The 16295-nt window shown below is 68.2% G+C and carries 18 protein-coding genes; 8 read left to right on the forward strand and 10 right to left on the reverse strand.

Features of this window, described 5'->3' with window-relative positions; genetic code table 11:
- Window position 1 precedes the first annotated feature (1 nt).
- On the reverse strand, window positions 2–1312 hold the full coding sequence (purD, locus tag LDO13_RS15355) for a phosphoribosylamine--glycine ligase (RefSeq protein ID WP_224047539.1): 1311 nt from the start codon (window positions 1310–1312) through the stop codon (window positions 2–4).
- Window positions 1313–1633: 321 nt separating this feature from the next.
- On the opposite strand from purD, the gene LDO13_RS15360 reads away from it, so the two are divergent.
- Genes LDO13_RS15360 through LDO13_RS15370 form a run of 3 tightly spaced genes read left to right on the forward strand, consistent with a single transcriptional unit; the run spans window position 1634 to window position 4748 of the window.
- Window positions 1634–3286 (forward strand): molybdopterin-dependent oxidoreductase, encoded by a 1653-nt coding sequence (locus tag LDO13_RS15360; RefSeq protein WP_224047540.1) that lies wholly within the window; start codon window positions 1634–1636, stop codon window positions 3284–3286.
- A 35-nt stretch (window positions 3287–3321) separates the two neighbouring features.
- The gene (locus tag LDO13_RS15365) at window positions 3322–4338 is read left to right on the forward strand and encodes an asparaginase (protein ID WP_224047541.1); all 1017 of its coding nucleotides are present in this window, start codon (window positions 3322–3324) and stop codon (window positions 4336–4338) included.
- A 2-nt stretch (window positions 4339–4340) separates the two neighbouring features.
- Window positions 4341–4748: a sterol carrier family protein gene (locus LDO13_RS15370; RefSeq protein ID WP_224047542.1), complete on the forward strand. Its 408-nt coding sequence runs from the start codon at window positions 4341–4343 to the stop codon at window positions 4746–4748.
- An 18-nt stretch (window positions 4749–4766) separates the two neighbouring features.
- On the opposite strand, the gene LDO13_RS15375 is transcribed toward LDO13_RS15370, so the two are convergent.
- From LDO13_RS15375 to LDO13_RS15385, 3 genes are all read right to left on the reverse strand, one after another.
- A complete protein-coding gene (locus LDO13_RS15375; RefSeq protein ID WP_224047543.1) occupies window positions 4767–5528 on the reverse strand; it encodes an SDR family oxidoreductase in 762 nt (253 codons plus the stop codon).
- A gap of 161 nt (window positions 5529–5689) precedes the next feature.
- Window positions 5690–5998, reverse strand: coding sequence for a hypothetical protein (locus LDO13_RS15380; RefSeq protein WP_224047544.1), 309 nt, complete (start codon window positions 5996–5998; stop codon window positions 5690–5692).
- Window positions 5999–6106: 108 nt separating this feature from the next.
- Window positions 6107–7900, reverse strand: a complete 1794-nt coding sequence (locus tag LDO13_RS15385; protein ID WP_224047545.1) for a glycoside hydrolase family 15 protein — start codon at window positions 7898–7900, stop codon at window positions 6107–6109.
- 134 nt (window positions 7901–8034) lie between these two features.
- Here LDO13_RS15385 and LDO13_RS15390 point away from each other — a divergent pair, with 134 nt between their 5' ends.
- Both LDO13_RS15390 and LDO13_RS15395 read left to right on the forward strand, forming a co-directional pair.
- A complete protein-coding gene (locus tag LDO13_RS15390; protein WP_224047546.1) occupies window positions 8035–8850 on the forward strand; it encodes a DUF72 domain-containing protein in 816 nt (271 codons plus the stop codon).
- Window positions 8851–8928: 78 nt separating this feature from the next.
- The gene (locus tag LDO13_RS15395; protein ID WP_224047547.1) at window positions 8929–9999 is read left to right on the forward strand and encodes a phosphatase domain-containing protein; all 1071 of its coding nucleotides are present in this window, start codon (window positions 8929–8931) and stop codon (window positions 9997–9999) included.
- Here LDO13_RS15395 and LDO13_RS15400 read toward each other — a convergent pair.
- From LDO13_RS15400 to LDO13_RS15415, 4 genes are all read right to left on the reverse strand, one after another.
- The gene (locus tag LDO13_RS15400) at window positions 9996–11507 is read right to left on the reverse strand and encodes a family 1 glycosylhydrolase (protein WP_224047548.1); all 1512 of its coding nucleotides are present in this window, start codon (window positions 11505–11507) and stop codon (window positions 9996–9998) included. The genes LDO13_RS15395 and LDO13_RS15400 overlap by 4 nt on opposite strands.
- A 122-nt stretch (window positions 11508–11629) precedes the next feature.
- Complete coding sequence (locus tag LDO13_RS15405; protein ID WP_224047549.1) at window positions 11630–12019, reverse strand: hypothetical protein; 390 nt, start codon at window positions 12017–12019, stop codon at window positions 11630–11632.
- 49 nt (window positions 12020–12068) lie between these two features.
- Window positions 12069–12422 (reverse strand): J domain-containing protein, encoded by a 354-nt coding sequence (locus LDO13_RS15410; RefSeq protein WP_224047550.1) that lies wholly within the window; start codon window positions 12420–12422, stop codon window positions 12069–12071.
- A gap of 109 nt (window positions 12423–12531) precedes the next feature.
- Window positions 12532–12957 (reverse strand): Hsp20 family protein, encoded by a 426-nt coding sequence (locus LDO13_RS15415; protein ID WP_224049808.1) that lies wholly within the window; start codon window positions 12955–12957, stop codon window positions 12532–12534.
- Between the two features lie 151 nt (window positions 12958–13108).
- Between LDO13_RS15415 and LDO13_RS15420 the strand changes: the two genes are divergently transcribed.
- Window positions 13109–13402 carry a MerR family transcriptional regulator gene (locus LDO13_RS15420; protein WP_224047551.1) on the forward strand — a complete coding sequence of 98 codons (294 nt, stop codon included), beginning with the start codon at window positions 13109–13111 and terminating at the stop codon, window positions 13400–13402.
- On the opposite strand, the gene LDO13_RS15425 is transcribed toward LDO13_RS15420, so the two are convergent.
- Both LDO13_RS15425 and LDO13_RS15430 read right to left on the reverse strand, forming a co-directional pair.
- Window positions 13399–13707 (reverse strand): MmcQ/YjbR family DNA-binding protein, encoded by a 309-nt coding sequence (locus LDO13_RS15425; RefSeq protein ID WP_224047552.1) that lies wholly within the window; start codon window positions 13705–13707, stop codon window positions 13399–13401. The two genes, LDO13_RS15420 and LDO13_RS15425, sit on opposite strands and share 4 nt — an antisense overlap.
- A 51-nt stretch (window positions 13708–13758) precedes the next feature.
- Window positions 13759–14541, reverse strand: coding sequence for a phosphatase PAP2 family protein (locus LDO13_RS15430; RefSeq protein WP_224047553.1), 783 nt, complete (start codon window positions 14539–14541; stop codon window positions 13759–13761).
- A gap of 119 nt (window positions 14542–14660) precedes the next feature.
- Between LDO13_RS15430 and LDO13_RS15435 the strand changes: the two genes are divergently transcribed.
- Together LDO13_RS15435 and LDO13_RS15440 are read left to right on the forward strand one after the other, a co-directional pair.
- Complete coding sequence (locus tag LDO13_RS15435; protein WP_224047554.1) at window positions 14661–15758, forward strand: DNA alkylation repair protein; 1098 nt, start codon at window positions 14661–14663, stop codon at window positions 15756–15758.
- Window positions 15759–16044: 286 nt separating this feature from the next.
- On the forward strand, window positions 16045–16254 hold the full coding sequence (locus LDO13_RS15440; RefSeq protein WP_224047555.1) for a hypothetical protein: 210 nt from the start codon (window positions 16045–16047) through the stop codon (window positions 16252–16254).
- The last annotated feature ends 41 nt before the right edge of the window (window positions 16255–16295 follow it).

Here is a 16295-nt window from a genome sequence, read left to right on the forward strand (position 1 = left end):
CTCAGGCCTTCGCTTTCGTGGCGGCCGGGGCGCCGGGCGTCTGTACTTTGATTTCGCCGCGGGCCGCCTTGCCGCCGATGTCGGTGCGGAACTGGCTGCCGTCCAGCTGGACCAGCTCGACGCCGTCGTACGCCCGTTCGCGGGCCTCGACGAGATCCGTGCCGAGCGCGACGACGGCGAGGACCCGTCCGCCGGCGGAGATGACTTTGCCTTCGTCGTCGAGTCTGGTGCCGGCGTGGATCACGTGGACGCCCTCGATCGACTCCACTTTCTTGAGTCCGCGGATGCGGTCGCCGGTGCGCGGGGCATCCGGGTAGTTTTCGGCGGCGACGACGACGGCGACGGCGGTTTCCTTGGACCACCGCAGCGGCTGGACCTTGTCCAGTTCGCCCTTGGCGGCTGCCATCAGCAGCCCGCCGAGGGGGGTCTTGAGGCGGGCCAGGACGGCCTGGGTTTCCGGGTCGCCGAAGCGGACGTTGAACTCGATCACGCGGGTGCCGCGGGACGTCAGGGCCAGTCCGACAAAGAGCACACCGACGAACGGCGTGCCGCGGTGGGCCATCTGGTTGACCGTGGGCTGGGCGACCCGGTCCAGGACCTCCTGGACGAGGCCTTCGGGGGCCCATTCCAGCGGGGTGTAGGCGCCCATGCCGCCGGTGTTGGGACCCTCGTCGTTGTCGAAGATCCGTTTGAAATCCTGTGCCGGGGAGAGCGCCACGGTGTTGCGGCCGTCGCAGAGGACGAAGACGGAGACCTCGGGGCCGTCCAGGAACTCCTCGATGACCACCGTGCCGCCGGCATCAAAGCAGCTCTGCGCGTGCGCGAGGGCCTCTACCCGGTTGTTGGTGACCACGACGCCCTTGCCTGCGGCGAGCCCGTCGTCCTTGACGACGTAGGGGGCACCAAAGGTGTCGAGCGCGTCGGCCGCTTCCTCGGCGTTGCCGGCTACCCGGGCCATGGCCGTGGGGACGCCCGCCTCGGCCATGACTTCCTTGGCGAACGCTTTCGAGGCCTCAAGCTGGGCCGCGGCCTTGCTGGGGCCGAACACCGGAATGCCGGCGGCGCGGACGGCGTCGGACACGCCTGCGGCCAGCGGCGCCTCGGGGCCGACCACCACCAGGTCGACGGTGAGCCGGGTGGCCAGGGCCGCGACGGCGGCGGGATCGTTCGCGTCGATGGCATGTGTGGGGACCAGTTTGCTGATGCCGGCGTTGCCCGGGGCCGCGTGGACCTCAGACACGTTCGGGTCTGCAAGCAAGGATCGGACAATGGCGTGTTCGCGGCCGCCGGGGCCGATGACAAGTACCTTCACAGTTCCCAAGGGTACTTTGTGGACCCGGCAGGCTCCTAAGCTGTGACCACGGCTGGACATGCCCAACCTTGCAGCCACCCCACCCCGCGGGACATGCCCAGTCCTCGCCGCGACCACTGGACATAAAGCCAACATGTCCATCCCAGCGCACCAGGGGAGGGCACGTCCCCCTGGACCCGGCCGCCACCCCGCGGGACATGCCCAGTCCTCGCCGCGGCCACTGGACATAAAGCCAACATGTCCATCCCTGCCCACCAGGGGAGGGCATGTCCCCCTGGGGCGGCGGGCAATCCGCGGCCCGCCCGGCTCCGAAGACTATGTATGGACAAGCCCAGCACGCAGACGCCCCGCGCGGAAGAACTCAGCATCGGGGAGCGCGCCCGGACGCGGCCCGGCCAGCGCCCCGCCACAAGGCGGCTGTCCGGGCCCGGCGCCCTTGCCGCACTGGCGGGGGTGGCCGCCGCCGCCGTCGTGCTGTCCGTTGCCGAACTGGTCGGCGCGTTCTTCACGGCGCGGGCGACGCCGGTGATCGCCCTGGGCTCGACCTTCATTGACTTCACCCCGTCGTGGATGAAGGATTTCGCGATCGCCACGTTCGGCACGAATGACAAGCTCGCCCTGTTCGTCGGCATGGCTGTGACCATCCTGGTGCTCGCCTGCGTCCTGGGCATCGTGGCCTACCGTAAGTGGGCCCTCGGCGTCGCGGGTGTGCTGCTGATGGGCGCCGTGATCGTCGCGAGCGTGGTGACGCGGGCCAGTGTGAAACCGCTGGATGCGATACCCACGCTGATCGGCACCGTGGCCGGGCTCATTGCGCTCCGGTTCCTGATCACGAAGTTGTGGCGGATGCAGGAGTGGCCGGAGATGGACTCGGACCTGGCCGCAAAGGACCCGGAACGGCCCGCGACGACCCGGCGCGCCTTCTTCGCCGCGACCGGAGTCACCGCCGCGGCCTCAGCCATCGCCGCGACCGGCGGGCGGATGCTCAGCGCGGCCCGCAGCAATATCGCCCAGGCCCGCGAATCCCTCCAGCTCCCGGCACCGGCGAAGCCCGCCCCCGCTGTGCCCGCCGGCGTGCAGTCCAAGGCGCCCGGGGTCACGCCGTGGCTGACGCCCAATAATGACTTCTATCGCATTGACACGGCCCTGAGCGTGCCCGAAATCAACGTCCAGGACTGGGAGTTGCGCATCCACGGGCTCGTCGAACAGGAAGTCCGCCTCAGCTTCCAGGACCTGCTCGACGCGAATCTGATTGAGTCCCACGTGTCGCTGACCTGCGTGTCCAACCCGGTCGGCGGGAACCTGGCCGGCAACGCCAAATGGCTGGGCATGCCCATCCGTGACGTGCTCAAGATGGCCCGGCCCAAGGAGGGCGCGGACATGGTGCTGTCCACGTCGATCGACGGGTTCAGCGCCTCGACCCCGCTCGAGGTCCTCCAGGACGACCGTGATGCCATGCTGGCGATTGGCATGAACGGTGAAGCCCTGCCGCTGGAACACGGCTACCCGGTGCGCATGGTGGTCCCTGGCCTGTACGGCTTCGTCTCCGCCACCAAATGGGTAGTGGACCTGGAAGTCACCCGGTTCGCGGACAGCAAGGCCTACTGGACGCAGCGCGGCTGGTCCGAACGCGGCCCCATCAAGACCATGGCCCGGGTGGAGGTCCCGAAGTCCTTCGCCAAGGTGCCGGCCGGGCGGGTCGCGATCGGCGGCACCGCCTGGGCCCAGACGCGCGGCATCACCAAGGTGGAAGTGCAGATCGACAACGGGCCCTGGACCGAAGCCACCCTCTCCGACGAGGCCTCGCTCATCACGTGGCGGCAGTGGTCCTTCGACTGGGAAGCGACGCCTGGACCGCACTACATCAAGGCCCGCGCCACCGATGGAACCGGCGAGGTCCAGACGGACAAGCGTGCGGATCCGGTGCCCGACGGCGCCTCGGGCTGGCAGTCGCTGATGGTGACCGTGGAATAACCGGGTATCACCGCCGCGCAACATAGAATTGCTGCATGCCCTTGAATTCGCATGCCACCTTCACCGTCGAGTCCGCCGTCGAACTGGCCGTCGTTGAACGCAGCGGCTTTGTGGAGTCCCGACACATCGGCTCCGCTGTCCTCATCGCCGGGGACGGCGCCGTCGTGACCGAACTGGGCGACGTCACCACCCCGATCTACGCCCGGTCCACGCTGAAGCCGCTGCAGGCCCTGGCCTCCATGCAGGCGGGCGTCCCCCTGCGCGGCGCGCAGGCAGCCATCGCCTGCGGCAGCCACGTCGGCTCGCTGGACCACATGGACGTCGTCGAGGGCATGCTCAAGGCCGCGGGAGTCAAGGAAGAGCAGCTCCAGTGCCCGGCAGCCTGGCCCGAGGATGAGACGGCCCGCAACTGGCTGGTCCGCTCCGACCGGGGCATGTCCAAGCTCGCCTTCAACTGTTCCGGGAAGCACGCCGCGTTCCTCTGGGCGTGCACCGAGAACGGCTGGGACACGCACAGCTACCTTGAGCCCAACCACCCGCTGCAGCAGCGCATCCGCTCCGTGATCGAGGAATACTGCGGTGAAAACATCGCCCACCTCGGCATCGACGGCTGCGGCGCCCCGGTGGCGGCCGTCTCCCTGACCGGGCTGGCCCGTGCCTTCTCAAAACTCACCAAAGCCCCCGGGGACAAGAACTCCAACGCCCGCGCCGCCACGATCGCCACCTCGATGCTGGACTACCCGTGGGCCGTGCAGGGCAGGGGCGAATGCAACACCATCGTCATGGATGATCTCGGCATCCTCGCCAAGATCGGCGCCGAGGGCGTGCTAGTGATGGCCACCCCCACGGGCGCCTCCGTCGCCATCAAGGTTCTCGACGGCAACATCCGGGCCACCACGCTCGTCGGGCTGACCCTGCTGGCGGCCGCCGGCGCCGTCGACATTCCGGAAGTGGCCAGCGTCCTGGATAAAGTGGTCACCCCCGTGCTCGGGGGCGGCCGTCCGGTCGGCAAGATCCGGCTCGGCCACGCCGTCTCGGCGCTGCTCGACTAGCCATGGCCGTAGCCCGACGCAGGATAGCCCTCAAGGAGGGCCGCGCGGCCCTCGCCGAGTGGCAGGCAGCCAGTACCCGCCTGTCGGATTCTGCCGGGACCGACGCCCCGGAAACAGGCGCACCCGTCCCCCGCAGCACCCTGGCGACGGCGGTCCGCTACTCCCTGGAGGAGGTCACCGCGCGGGCACCCGGGAACTCGGTGGAGGTGCGGGTCCCGCCCTTCGGCGTGACGCAGTGTGTGGAGGGACCGCGGCATACCCGCGGCACTCCCCCCAATGTGATTGAGTGCGACGCCGCCACCTGGCTCGCGATGGTCAGCGGGCACCTGAGCTGGGCAGACGCCGTCGACGCCGGCCGCGTGGCCGCGTCGGGTCTTCGCGCCGACCTGTCCGGGCTTCTGCCGCTGTGAACCGGCTGGCCGCCCCGGCTAGCCGCGCCCGATAAACGGCATTCCGGCGGCGGTGATCACGAGGGACCCGACGCTGGCGGAGGGCGGCATCCCGGCCATCAGCAACACTGCACGGGCGGCGTCGTCGACCGGGAAGGTCGGCTCCACGCGGCTGCTGCCGTCGGCCTGAACGGCCCCGGAACCGACGCCGATCGTGTCCATCAGCTCCGTGGCCGTGTTGCCGATGTCGATCTGCCCGCACGTAATGCCGAAGCCGCGGCCGTCGAGTTCGATGCTCTTGGTCAGCCCGGTCATGGCGTGTTTTGTGACCGTGTAGGCCACCGTCCGGGGCCGGGGCGAGTGCGCGGCGATCGATCCGTTGTTGATGATCCGGCCGCCCTGCGGCGACTGCGCCTTCATCGCCCGCACGGCGGCTGCAGCGCAGAGCATGGAGCCGGTCAGGTTCACCGCCACGGTGGCGTCCCAGTCCGCGGGGCTGATCTCATCCACGGAGGCGGCCGGGCCGAACACACCGGCGTTGTTGAAGAGCACATCCACGCGGCCCCAGCGTTGGAGGACTGCGGCGAAAAGCCGTTCGACGTCGTCGGGCGCGGTGACGTCGCAAGGAACTGCGAGCGCCTGGGCGTGTCCGGCGCCGGTCTCCATTAGTGGCGCTTCCCGCCGGCCGGCCAGCGCCACCCGGTACCCGTCGGCGAGCATGAGCCGGGCAACCGCGCGCCCGATCCCCGAGCCGGCGCCGGTGACTACTGCTACGCGGCCGGGCAGGTGCTGTCGTGTCATGCGGCTAGCGTATGCCGAGTTCGCATTTCGCGGCAGTGTTGTTCGCCAACATTGCGGCCAAGTGTCGTCTCGGCAGCGGCCGGTCGGGCGGGCGTGCCCCCGCGGCCGGGTCCGCCCTGGCCCCGTTCGCTCGGGAAGCGTTCACTTGGGAAGCGAACGGATCAGTGATGCGCCCGGGCCCGCTTTCCTGCGGCCAGCGATCCGCCGGACAAGGAGGTTCCGCGGCCGGCGCCGCCGGCGGTCCTGCGGTTCATCCTCGTCAGGGGTCCCGCGGGCACGGCCTGCCCACCGGCGCTGCGGTCCCGGATGAGCCCCGTGCCGGCTATTTCACGGGCCTGGGCGATACCGGCCACGGCTGCCCTCTTGGTGGGGAAAGTGACGGAGACAGCCATCAGGCTCCCGGACCCGTCAAGCATGCGGATCCGGTAGCCGCCGTCGGGCGCGTCCACGAGTTCGAAATATCCAGCCATCGCACACTCCTCTATCCTCTAACCCCACGTTGGGATATTAGTAAGTATACTTATCTAAAGTCTGGACGAACACCGCCAACGCTTCGGCTGCCGGCACAGCCCCCCTGTTCACCGGCCCGGGACGGGGGTGTCGCTGCGGCGGACACCGTCTTCATGCAGCTCCAGGGCGCTCATCACGAGGGCGAAATGGCTGAAGGCCTGCGGCGTATTGCCCAGCTGCCGCCCGTCCTCGACGCTCCATTCCTCGCTGAGGAGTCCGACGTCGTTGCGCAGCGCCAGCAGCCGGTCGAACAGCTCCTGCGCCTCGTGGTGCCGGCCGGCGCCCAGGAGGGCCTCGACCAGCCAGAACGAACAGGCAATGAACACCCCTTCCCCGCCGGACAGCCCGTCGTCGCATTCGGCCGGCTTGTAGCGGCGCAGGAAGCCGTCGTGGGTGAGTTCACGCTGGACGGCGTCAATCGTGCCGATCATGCGAGGGTCATCCGGAGGCAGGAACCCGACGCGCGCGATGAGCAGCAGGCTGGCGTCGAGCTCCGGCCGTCCGTAGGACTGGACGAACGTGTTGCGTTCGGCGTCGAAGCCCCGGGACATGACGTCCGCGTGGATCGTTTCCCGCAGTTCCTCCCACCGGTCCGCGGGGCCGGGCAGGCCGAAGTCCCGGACGCCTTTGACCATCCGGTCGGCCGCCACCCACGCCATCACCTTCGAGTGCGTGAAATGCCGCCGCGGCCCGCGCATCTCCCAGAGCCCGTTGTCGGGCCGGTTCCAGGCGGACTCCAGATGCTCCATCAATGCGAGCTGCACATCCCAGGCTTCGTCGGTGCTTGTCAGCAGGGAATTCCGGGTCAGGGACAGGCAATCCAGCACCTCGCCCCAGACATCGAGCTGAAGCTGCCCCGCGGCGCCGTTCCCGGTCCGGACCGGGGCGGAATTCTCGTACCCCCGAAGCCAGGGCAGTTCCGTCTCGGGCAGGCGGCGCTCGCCGTGGAGGCCGTACATGATCTGCAGGTCCTTGGGATCTCCCGCCACGGCCCGCAGCAGCCAGTCACGCCAGCACGTGGCCTCGTCCGTGTAGCCCGCAGCGAGCAGCGCCTGGAGCGTCAGGGTCGCGTCGCGGAGCCAGCAGAAGCGGTAGTCCCAATTCCGTTCGCCGCCCAGGTCCTCCGGCAGGGAGGTGGTCACCGCCGCCACTATCCCGCCCGTGGGGGCGAACGTGAGCGCCTTCAACGTGATCAGCGAACGCTGCACTGCCGCCCGGTAGGGTCCGGTGACCGTGCACTTGGCTGACCAGTGCCGCCAGAACTCCTCGGTGGATGCCAGGGCCCGTTCCGCATCGACCGTCCGGGGACGGGACAGGTGGCTTGGCGTCCAGGTCAGCACGAACGGCACCCGGTCCCCTGCTTTGACGGTGAAGTCGCTGATGGTCTGCAGCCGTTCGCCCCGCAGGGGCGCGTCGGTCACGAGGTACGCGGCATCGGGACCGGCCACCGCGTGGATCCCGTACTCGTCGTGGCGGACCCAGGGCACGATGTGGCCGTAGTCGAAACGCAGGATCAGCTCGCCGCGCATCCTGACTGTGCCACGGATGCCAACCACGATCCGCACGATGTCCGCCACCCCGTCGCGGGGAGGCATGAAGTCGATGACTTTGACCTTTCCGGAGGGCGTCTCCCATTCGGTTTCCAGGATGAGCGTGTCTTTGCGGTAGTGCCTGCGGGTGCATTCGCCGCCGCCCTGCGGCGCCAGCAGCCAGCGCCCCGCCTTGGGCGTGTCCAGCAGCGCGTTGAAGCAGGCCGGCGAGTCGAACCGCGGCAGGCAGAGCCAATCGATCGAGCCTCCGGTGCTGATCAGGGCGGCGGTATGCAGATCGCCGACCAGTGCGTAATCCTCAATGCGAGCCATGGGACTTACAGTGCCACACACGTTTCCCTTGGGACTAGGATCATGGATGCTGGGAACGGCAAACACCCGTACGCCGGCATCCGGTCCGAGCGGCCCGATGGCGGGTACGGCGAGCCGGGAAGGGGACGGCCGGCATGGACGACGGCGCAACCCGGCACGGCACAGTGGACATCGGCACAGTGGACATCGGCACAGCGGATATCGGCACAGTGCACCGCGGAACCGTGCACATCGGCACCAGCGGGTGGAGCTATGACCACTGGGAGAATGTGCTCTACCCGCCCGGCCTGCCGGCGAGGGAGCGCCTGGCGTACTACGCTGCCCGCTTCGCCACGGTGGAGCTCAATGCCAGCTTCTACCGCTGGCCCCGCGACACCTCCTTCGCCGGCTGGCGCCAACGGCTTCCGCCCGGTTTCCTGCTGTCCGTCAAGGCCCCGCGCGGATTGACGCACGGGAAGAAGCTCTACGCCCCGGAGGTCTGGATCGGGCGAATCGCCCGGTGCTGGCACGAACTCGGTGAAAAGCGGGCGGTGCTGCTGGTCCAGCTCCCCCCGGATTTTGCCCGGGACGATGCGCGGCTCGAGTACTTCCTGGCGGCGCTGCCCGACTGGATCCGGGTCAGCGTGGAGTTCCGCCACCCCAGCTGGGACGCGCCCGAGGTCTACAGGTTGCTGGAACGGCACGGCGCCGCGTACTGCGTCATGAGTGGCGCGGGGCTCCCCTGCAACCTGCGCACCACGGCACCCTTCGTCTACCTTCGGCTGCACGGCCCGGACCGGGAGCACCTCTACGGTGGCTCCTACTCGGACGATGAGCTGCGCTGGTGGGCGGACCGGATCCGGGAATGGCAGGCGTCCGGCCGGGAGGTCTTTGTGTATTTCAACAACGACGGCGGCGGTAACGCCGTGCGCAACGCCCTGATGCTGCGGGCTGTGCTGGGAGCTTCCTGAAGCGCGGTGTATTCGGACACCCGGCGCTTTCGGACACATTCCCCCGGGCCGGACGGGCCCCTGTGGGAGAGTTGAGGCATGGAATTGGCGTCACATGCATCCCCCGGCCAGCAGCCCGTCACCGGAAACCGGGCTTTCCGCCTTGCGCACTGGGTCTCGGATACCTTCAACAGCATCCGCCTGAAGTCGGCCCGCCGCTGGGACTTCGTCCCGACGACCGTCGCCTACCAGGGCTACGGATCCACGACGTGGGTCCGGGTGCTCGGCCGGGTGGTCCTGACCAGCAAGCCGAACCCCGGCAGCCGGGCGGAGCAGGCAGCGCAGAACGGCAACCAGAACATCCGCGGCTGGCGGGCATTCACGTCCGTGCCGGTCCAATACTCCGAGGTGGAGATCGAGGTCGGCGGGGTCACCGCCCGGGTCCAGGCGGACCGGGGCGGACTGGTAGACACCGTCGTGCAGGTGGAGCTTGCCCCGGGCTGGCACACCGCCGTGCTGCGCGCCGAGGGCACCCCGCCCGCCACAGCGAAGGTCTTTGTCATTTCCCCCGACACCAAGCTCGGGATCGTGTCCGACATCGATGACACGATCATGGTCACGGCGCTCCCCCGGCCGTTCCTGGCGCTCTGGAATACCTTTGTGCTCAACGAACGCGCCCGGATGGCTACCCCGGGGATGGCCGTGCTGATGGACCGGATCAAGGTGGAGTATCCGGAAGCCCCGGTCATTTACCTGTCCACCGGGCCGTGGAACGCCGCCCCCACCCTGGCGCGCTTCATCACGCGGAACATGTACCCCTCCGGCGCCCTGCTGCTCACCGACTGGGGCCTGACCCATGACCGCTGGTTCCGCAGCGGCCAGGAACACAAGCGCCGCAACCTGGAACTGCTCGCCGAGGAGTTCCCGAACATGCGCTGGCTGCTCTTCGGGGACAACGGGCAGCATGACGAATCGATCTATTCGCACTTTGCCCAGCAGCACGGCGACCGGGTGGCCGCCATCGGCATCCGCCAGCTCTCCGCCAGCGAAGCCGTCCTGGCCGGCGGCCACTCGGAGACCGGGGACCACACCGGCTCAGAGGTTCCGTGGATCTATTCACCGGACGGTGCCGGCATGGCGAAAAGCCTGCAGGGCCTGGGGATCCTCTAGGCGCGTGCCGGACCGGCGTCGGACGTGACGGCCGCTGCGCCGGCGGCAGGATCCGCCGGGGCGGAGTTCGGGTGCCTGCCCGCGAGGACTTCCCGGAGCCAGTGGAAAGAGGCCTTCCTGGTGCGCTCCTGGGTCTCGCGGTCCACGTGCAGCAGCCCGAATTGCTGCTTGTAGCCGGCCGACCATTCGAAGTTGTCCATCAGCGACCACACGTAGTAGCCGCGCAGGTCCACCGACTCTGCCGCGCCGCCGGGTGAGGTCGCTTCAATGGCTGTGGCAATATGGTCGGCCAGGTAACGCACGCGGCGTTCGTCCGGGATGATGAGGCCCCCGTCGGGGCCCAGGATCTCGAGGTCCTCGAAGCTCGCCCCGCCCTCGGTGATGTAGACCGGCGGAAGGTCCGGGTAGCGCTCAACCATTTCCGCGAGCGCGACGGACATGTATTCCGGCTTGATGGGCCAGCCGTACGCCGTGATCTCGGTGTCCGGGAACGACGCAATGTGGAACGGGGCGCCGGGTGCGGTGCCGCTCAGGTCATCACCCATGGCCTCGGCCATCCCCTTCGGCACGGCGCCGTCGCCCGGACCGGAGGCCACCCGGGTGGGCATGTAGTAGTTGAGCCCGTAGAAGTCCAGCGGCTGCGAGATCAACTCCATGTCCTCGCTGGACGGGCTGAACGAGGAGAAGAAGGTGGCAGCGCGGATGGTGTCCGGGTATTTGCCGAGCAGGACGGGGTCCGCGTAGAGCCGGTTCTGGGCCATGTCCATCAGACCGGCGCTGAGCTTGTCCAACGGATTGATCGAGGCGGGCACCATCGGCGAATAGACGTTAGTGATCCCGATTTCACCGGGCACGTTGGCCGCCCGGAGGGCCTGCAGCGACAAGCCGTGGCCCAGCAACTGGTGGTGGACGCTGGGCAGGGCCTTGAGCATGAGCGCCTCGCCCGGCGCGTGCATCCCCAGCATGTAGCCGTTGGTGCTGACCGTGGCGGGTTCGTTGACGGTCACCCAGCGGGTGACCCGGTCTCCGTATGCGGCCGCGGCGATCGCGGCGAACTCCCCCAGCCGGTAGGCCGTGTCCCGGTTCATCCAGCCCCCGGCTTCATCCAGCTCCAGCGGCGTGTCCCAGTGGTACAGCGTGGCCATGGGCGCGATCCCGTTAGCCAGCAGCAGGTCGATCAAGCGGTCATAGAAGTCCAGGCCCGCGGGATTGACCGGGCCGCTGCCGCCGGGCTGGATGCGGGACCAGGACAGTGAGAACCGGTACGAATCGATCCCGAGTTCCTTCATCAGGGCCACGTCTTCGGGCATCCGGTGGTAGTGGTCGCACGCTACTGAAGGGCTGTGGTCCTCCACGATCGCTCCGGGCTTGGCTGCGAAGACATCCCACCCCGCGGGGCCGCGTCCGTCCTCGTCCAAGGCGCCTTCGATCTGGAAGGCCGCCGTCGCCACGCCCAGCGTGAAGCGCGGCGGCAGCAGGGCAGCCAAGTCCTTGGCGGATGCTTTCATCAGTGGATTCCCCTATGTAGTTTCCGGCAGTGGACTGATTTTAGGCCGCGGCGGACCACCGCGCCACGACCGCCGCCGGCGGGCCGGGCCCAGAGCCGGGAGAACCGCCTCCCGGCGCCCCGTCAGTAGGACGAGGTTTCCGGGCCGAACAGGAACTCCTTGGCGTGTGCCACGGCCTTCTTGAACGCATCATTCCGCAGGGACTGCAGTTGTTCGGTTTCGTCCGCTGAGGGTTCCAGATAACTCGTGTAGCCGGGCCTCAGCACCCAGATATCGCCGGCCGGGGGCAGGTAGAAGACACCGAAGGACCGGTGCTGGCTGTCATCGGGGGTCCAGATGGGAACCACCGCGAGGGCGGCCCCGGTGTCGATGTTGATCCATTGCGCCCGCGGAAGCGGAGCCTCGTGGGCTTCCGGGTCCAGAAATGGGGCTGTGCCCTGGCCCCACCGAGCCTCGAAGCGCTCGTGGAAGACCGGCATAAGGTGCGAATCGTATCGGCGCCATGCGCTCATGGCCGCCCTCCTTCGTTAGTGTTTGCTGGCGGCGCCGCTGGCAGCAGGGTCACAGCGGACCCCGCTCCCAGCGCACCGGCGTCACCCGCAGCACCGGGCCGGCGGGCCGGTGGTGCCGCACCGGGATCTCCCGGCCTCCCGGGGCTGTGTGTCCGGGGCCCGCGGGCGCTGCCGCCGGGTCATACTCCGCCCTGGCTTCGGGGTCCCGCAGGACGGCGAAGGACTCCAGGATTCGCCGCGCTTCGTCGCCGTCGCTGGTTCCGGGGCGTCCGGTCCCGGAGGATGCGTCGACGTCGGGGTGGCGAAGTCGCATCAGCGCCCTGAAGGCACGCTGGATCTCGGCCGCGGTTGCATCGGGCGCCACATGCAGGGCGGCGTAGTAGCCGCGCGGGTCGCGATTCATCGGGTCACCGCTTCGGTAGGGGCCGGGCGGGGCCAGACGGCGCCGGCTGCGGCCGGCGCCGTCTGGTTTCCGCGCTGACAGGCTGGACGGCGTGCGTGCGCCGCCGCAGCTACTTCCCGATCTCCTGCATCTTGTCCTGCGTGTGGGTAATTTCAATCTTCCGCGGCTTGGCCTGTTCCAGCACCGGGATGCGGAGTGTCAGGACGCCGTCGGCGTAGTGCGCCTTGACCTTGTCGGTATCCAGCGTGTCGCCCAGAATGAGCTGGCGGCTGAAGACGCCGCGCGGCCGCTCCGAGGCGATCAGCTCAACGTTGGGTTGGGTCGGATCACGGCGTTCAGCCCGGACGGTCAGGACGTTGCGTTCGATGTCGAGATTTACCGAGTCCACGTTGACACCAGGAAGATCGAACGCGACGACGAACTCTCCGTCTTCCTGCCAGGCGTCCATCGGCATGGCAGCGGGCCGCGCCGCCGTTCCGAAGACCTGCTGGGTCAGACGGTCCAGTTCACGGAACGGGTCCGTACGCATCAACATCATTTCCCACTCCTTCATATGAGAGTTCTGAGTTTTTTCTGTATCCAAACACCTTAATTATCTGTGGTGGTGGATATAGATTTTTTATAGCACCGGTGCGAAACTGATGCAAGGGGGGCAACCCGCACATCAAATACCGCGAAGGAGTACCGTGACGGAACGTGGTCAGGAGCTGGGCCTCTACGCGATCTCCGTCGTGGCCCAGCTGGTCGGGACCGGGCAGCAGAACATCAGGCTCTACGAGCGGAAGGGGCTGCTGACGCCGGACCGTACCGCCGGGGGAACGCGGCAGTACAGCGACTCGGATCTCGCAGTTCTGCGGCGGATCGGCGAGCTGCTGGAGGAGGGGCTCAACCTGGCCGGCGTGGCAAAGGTGCTGGAGCTCGAGGCGGTCAACGCCAGACTGCAGCGTGAGCTGCAGCGTCTCAGGTCCCGCCGGACCTAGCGCTTCCGGCCGCCGGCGATGCGGTGGGATTCCTGGAGGAGTTCGACCAGTTCCTCACGGTCGATCCGGTCCAGCCGCACCAGCACGAGCAACGGCGAACGCTCGTGGTGGGGCGTCCAAAAGTAAGTGTCCGGGTCCGTTGCGGCGAGGGCTTCGCGCTCTTCTGTCTTGACCGTGAGCACGCCCGCTTCCCAGATCCTGGCCATAAGGGTGGCCGCGAACCAGGCGGGCTGGCCCCAGCTGGGCCGCTCCACGACACCCGGGAGGGCCAGGGCGGCGCTCCGGACGTCTTCTTCGGTGGCCATGCCCCACTGTGCCACCGGCGCCGGGGACGGGGCAAGGAGCCTCCGCAGGAACTATTCCAGGCTGGTGTCGGCCTTGGAAAGAGTCCCAGTGATCTGCTCGCCGCGGATGCGGGCAGTCCGCCAGGTGTCCAGGGCGATCACCCCGCCCAGGATGACGAAGGAGATGGACAACGAGGCCAAGGCGTCGGTCAGCCAGTGGTAGCCAAGGTACAGCCGGCTTACCGCGGCGAAGAAGATCCCGACGCCGGCCAGCAGGAAGCCTGCGACGGCGGCCATGCGGTTGCGCCGGCGGGAGACGATCAGGAAGGTGCCGACCAGCAGGAAGTCGCAGGCGCCGAGGACGTGGCCGGACGGGAAGGAGAAGGTGAAGTCCGCGCCGAAGAGCATAAGATCCACGGGCGGTCGCTGGCGCCCGATGGTGCGCCCGATGATCTGGGCAAGGATCACGCCGGTGAGCATGGCGCCGGCCAGGAGCATCGGCCGCCAGGCATGCTTGGCCAGCAGGCCCCAGGCCACCGTCACCACGAGGACGATGATCGGCAGGGCGACGGGTCCGAACAGGATCGCGAGGAAAATCATGACCGCAGTGAGCGGCTCGGAGCGCAGGGTCAGGAGCCAGGAACGGACAGGTTCGTCGCCTGCCGTGAGCCCGTCATGCTGGAGGACACCGGCGAGCATCGCGAAGAACATCACGGCGCCCAGAACCACGAGGCCGACGGCGGTCCGGTACAGGTTCGTCCGGTCCCGCGCGCTCATGTAGCGTTCCTCCACAACGAACTTGTCGTGGAAAGCCCGCCACCGGCCGGGCGACTTCCCGTTAGTTTCCTCTGCCATTGCTCTCTCCGCCTCTGCATCGAATGTGGACATATCCTTCGTGAAGAATATCCCGGTTCCGGAGCCGCAGGGTTGGGCTCCCCGTCAGCCCGTGGACCGCTCACCGGTAGCCTGAAGCCATGGGCGTCATGAATGAACTGATCAACCCGGGTGTCGTCGGCTCAATGGAGCGGATCCTGGCCACTGCCTCACCCGGCAGCCGTTTCACCCACCTGGCCGGCTCTGCAGGACAGCTGGACGGGCTGAGCCTCCGGGAACGAACGGACCTCCTGAGCCGGGCCCTGCTGGCTGACCTGCCCGGAGACTACGCCGGAACGGCGCTCATCTTCCGCCGGGCCCTGGATGATCCGGACTTCACCGGCTGGATGATCTGGCCCGTGACCGAGACAGCTGCCACCCTGGCTCTTGCCTCAAAGGAGCCAGGCGACTTCGAGGACTGCCTGGCACTGCTCTCCGAGCTGACGCCGAGGCTCACTGCTGAATTCGCGATCCGGCGGCTCCTCGCCGCCGATCTGGACCGGGCGCTGGCCGTCATCCAGGCCTGGACGTCCCACCCGGACTGGCACGTCCGCCGGCTCGCGAGCGAGGGCACCCGGGCCTACCTGCCGTGGGCGGTCCGCGTCCCGGAGATCACGGACAGGCCGGCCGCCACCCTGCCGATCCTCGACGCCCTGTACCAGGACCCTGTTGTGGACGTCCGGCGCTCGGTGGCCAACCACCTCAACGATCTGGCCCGCCATGCCCCCGACGAGGTGGTGGCCGCGGCGGCGAGTTGGATGGCCGCGCCGGACGAGAACACGCCCTGGGTGGTCCGGCACGGGTTGCGGACCCTGCTCAAGAAGGCCCACCCGGGTGCGCTGGAACTGCTGGGGTTCCCGCCGGCGTCGATCGCCGTGACGCCGCCGCGACTGGACCGCGCCGCCGTCGAACTTCCCGGAGAGCTTGCTTTTGAGTTTGACATCACGAACACCGGCCCTGCGGAGGCACGGCTCGCCGTCGACTTCGTCGTGCACTACGCCAAGGCCAACGGGACCCTCGCGGAGAAGGTGTTCAAGCTCGCCACACCAGTCCTCGGGCCGGGCGAGTCCAGGACATTTTCGAAGCGTCACGCTTTCCGCCAGATGACCACGCGGGTCCACCACCCCGGCGACCACGCCCTGCAGTTGCAGGTCAACGGAGTCCGCTATCCGGCGACTGGATTCACCGTTGTGACGTAAAGGGCCGCAGCCTCTGCGCGGGTCGGCGGCGGCGTCCGCCGCGTCCGCCGCGTTCGGGAGCAGCGTTCGCCCGTGGCTGAGTGATCCGACGTGACCACACTCACCGCAGCGACGCCGGCCGTGATGGAACTGCAGGTCAAGGGCGCGCGTTCCGCTCCGACCACATTTTTGGTCCGAAGAGCCGCCGGTCCGGCACGGCGCGGTGATTTGACGGCCCTATAAATATGACGTTATTGTCGCTTCAATTATTGGGGCCGACGAGTAACACCCAAGAAAGAACAGAGCGATGACCACAGCAACCGAGTGCATTGAGATCCAGGTCGACAGCCGTCAGGTCCTCGACGAACGGCTCGACGACGCCGTCCGCGGGCTCCAGCAGATCGCCATGGAAACCGGGACACAGGGCATCCTGCTCACCCGGCACAAGGCAGGCCACTACACGGCGGCACTGTCCAACCAGGTCCCCTTTGGCATGACCCGGGAACTCATTCACTGAGCCCTCGCGGAGCCTAAGCGCCTGCCTTTTGGCGCCACAAG

The sequence above is a fragment of the Arthrobacter sp. NicSoilB4 genome (assembly GCF_019977335.1).
Lineage (GTDB): Bacteria > Actinomycetota > Actinomycetes > Actinomycetales > Micrococcaceae > Arthrobacter.

Bases quoted from the DNA above. Each gene is read 5' to 3' on its own strand.
- LDO13_RS15360 (WP_224047540.1), top strand. From the start codon at position 1,634: ATGGACAAGCCCAGCACGCAGACGCCCCGCGCGGAAGAACTCAGCATC.
- LDO13_RS15365 (WP_224047541.1), top strand. From the start codon at position 3,322: ATGCCCTTGAATTCGCATGCCACCTTCACCGTCGAGTCCGCCGTCGAA.
- LDO13_RS15370 (WP_224047542.1), top strand. From the start codon at position 4,341: ATGGCCGTAGCCCGACGCAGGATAGCCCTCAAGGAGGGCCGCGCGGCC.
- LDO13_RS15375 (WP_224047543.1), bottom strand. From the start codon at position 5,528: ATGACACGACAGCACCTGCCCGGCCGCGTAGCAGTAGTCACCGGCGCC.
- LDO13_RS15380 (WP_224047544.1), bottom strand. From the start codon at position 5,998: ATGGCTGGATATTTCGAACTCGTGGACGCGCCCGACGGCGGCTACCGG.
- LDO13_RS15385 (WP_224047545.1), bottom strand. From the start codon at position 7,900: ATGGCTCGCATTGAGGATTACGCACTGGTCGGCGATCTGCATACCGCC.
- LDO13_RS15390 (WP_224047546.1), top strand. From the start codon at position 8,035: ATGGACGACGGCGCAACCCGGCACGGCACAGTGGACATCGGCACAGTG.
- LDO13_RS15395 (WP_224047547.1), top strand. From the start codon at position 8,929: ATGGAATTGGCGTCACATGCATCCCCCGGCCAGCAGCCCGTCACCGGA.
- LDO13_RS15400 (WP_224047548.1), bottom strand. From the start codon at position 11,507: ATGAAAGCATCCGCCAAGGACTTGGCTGCCCTGCTGCCGCCGCGCTTC.
- LDO13_RS15405 (WP_224047549.1), bottom strand. From the start codon at position 12,019: ATGAGCGCATGGCGCCGATACGATTCGCACCTTATGCCGGTCTTCCAC.
- LDO13_RS15410 (WP_224047550.1), bottom strand. From the start codon at position 12,422: ATGAATCGCGACCCGCGCGGCTACTACGCCGCCCTGCATGTGGCGCCC.
- LDO13_RS15415 (WP_224049808.1), bottom strand. From the start codon at position 12,957: ATGTTGATGCGTACGGACCCGTTCCGTGAACTGGACCGTCTGACCCAG.
- LDO13_RS15425 (WP_224047552.1), bottom strand. From the start codon at position 13,707: ATGGCCACCGAAGAAGACGTCCGGAGCGCCGCCCTGGCCCTCCCGGGT.
- LDO13_RS15430 (WP_224047553.1), bottom strand. From the start codon at position 14,541: ATGGCAGAGGAAACTAACGGGAAGTCGCCCGGCCGGTGGCGGGCTTTC.
- LDO13_RS15435 (WP_224047554.1), top strand. From the start codon at position 14,661: ATGGGCGTCATGAATGAACTGATCAACCCGGGTGTCGTCGGCTCAATG.
- LDO13_RS15440 (WP_224047555.1), top strand. From the start codon at position 16,045: ATGACCACAGCAACCGAGTGCATTGAGATCCAGGTCGACAGCCGTCAG.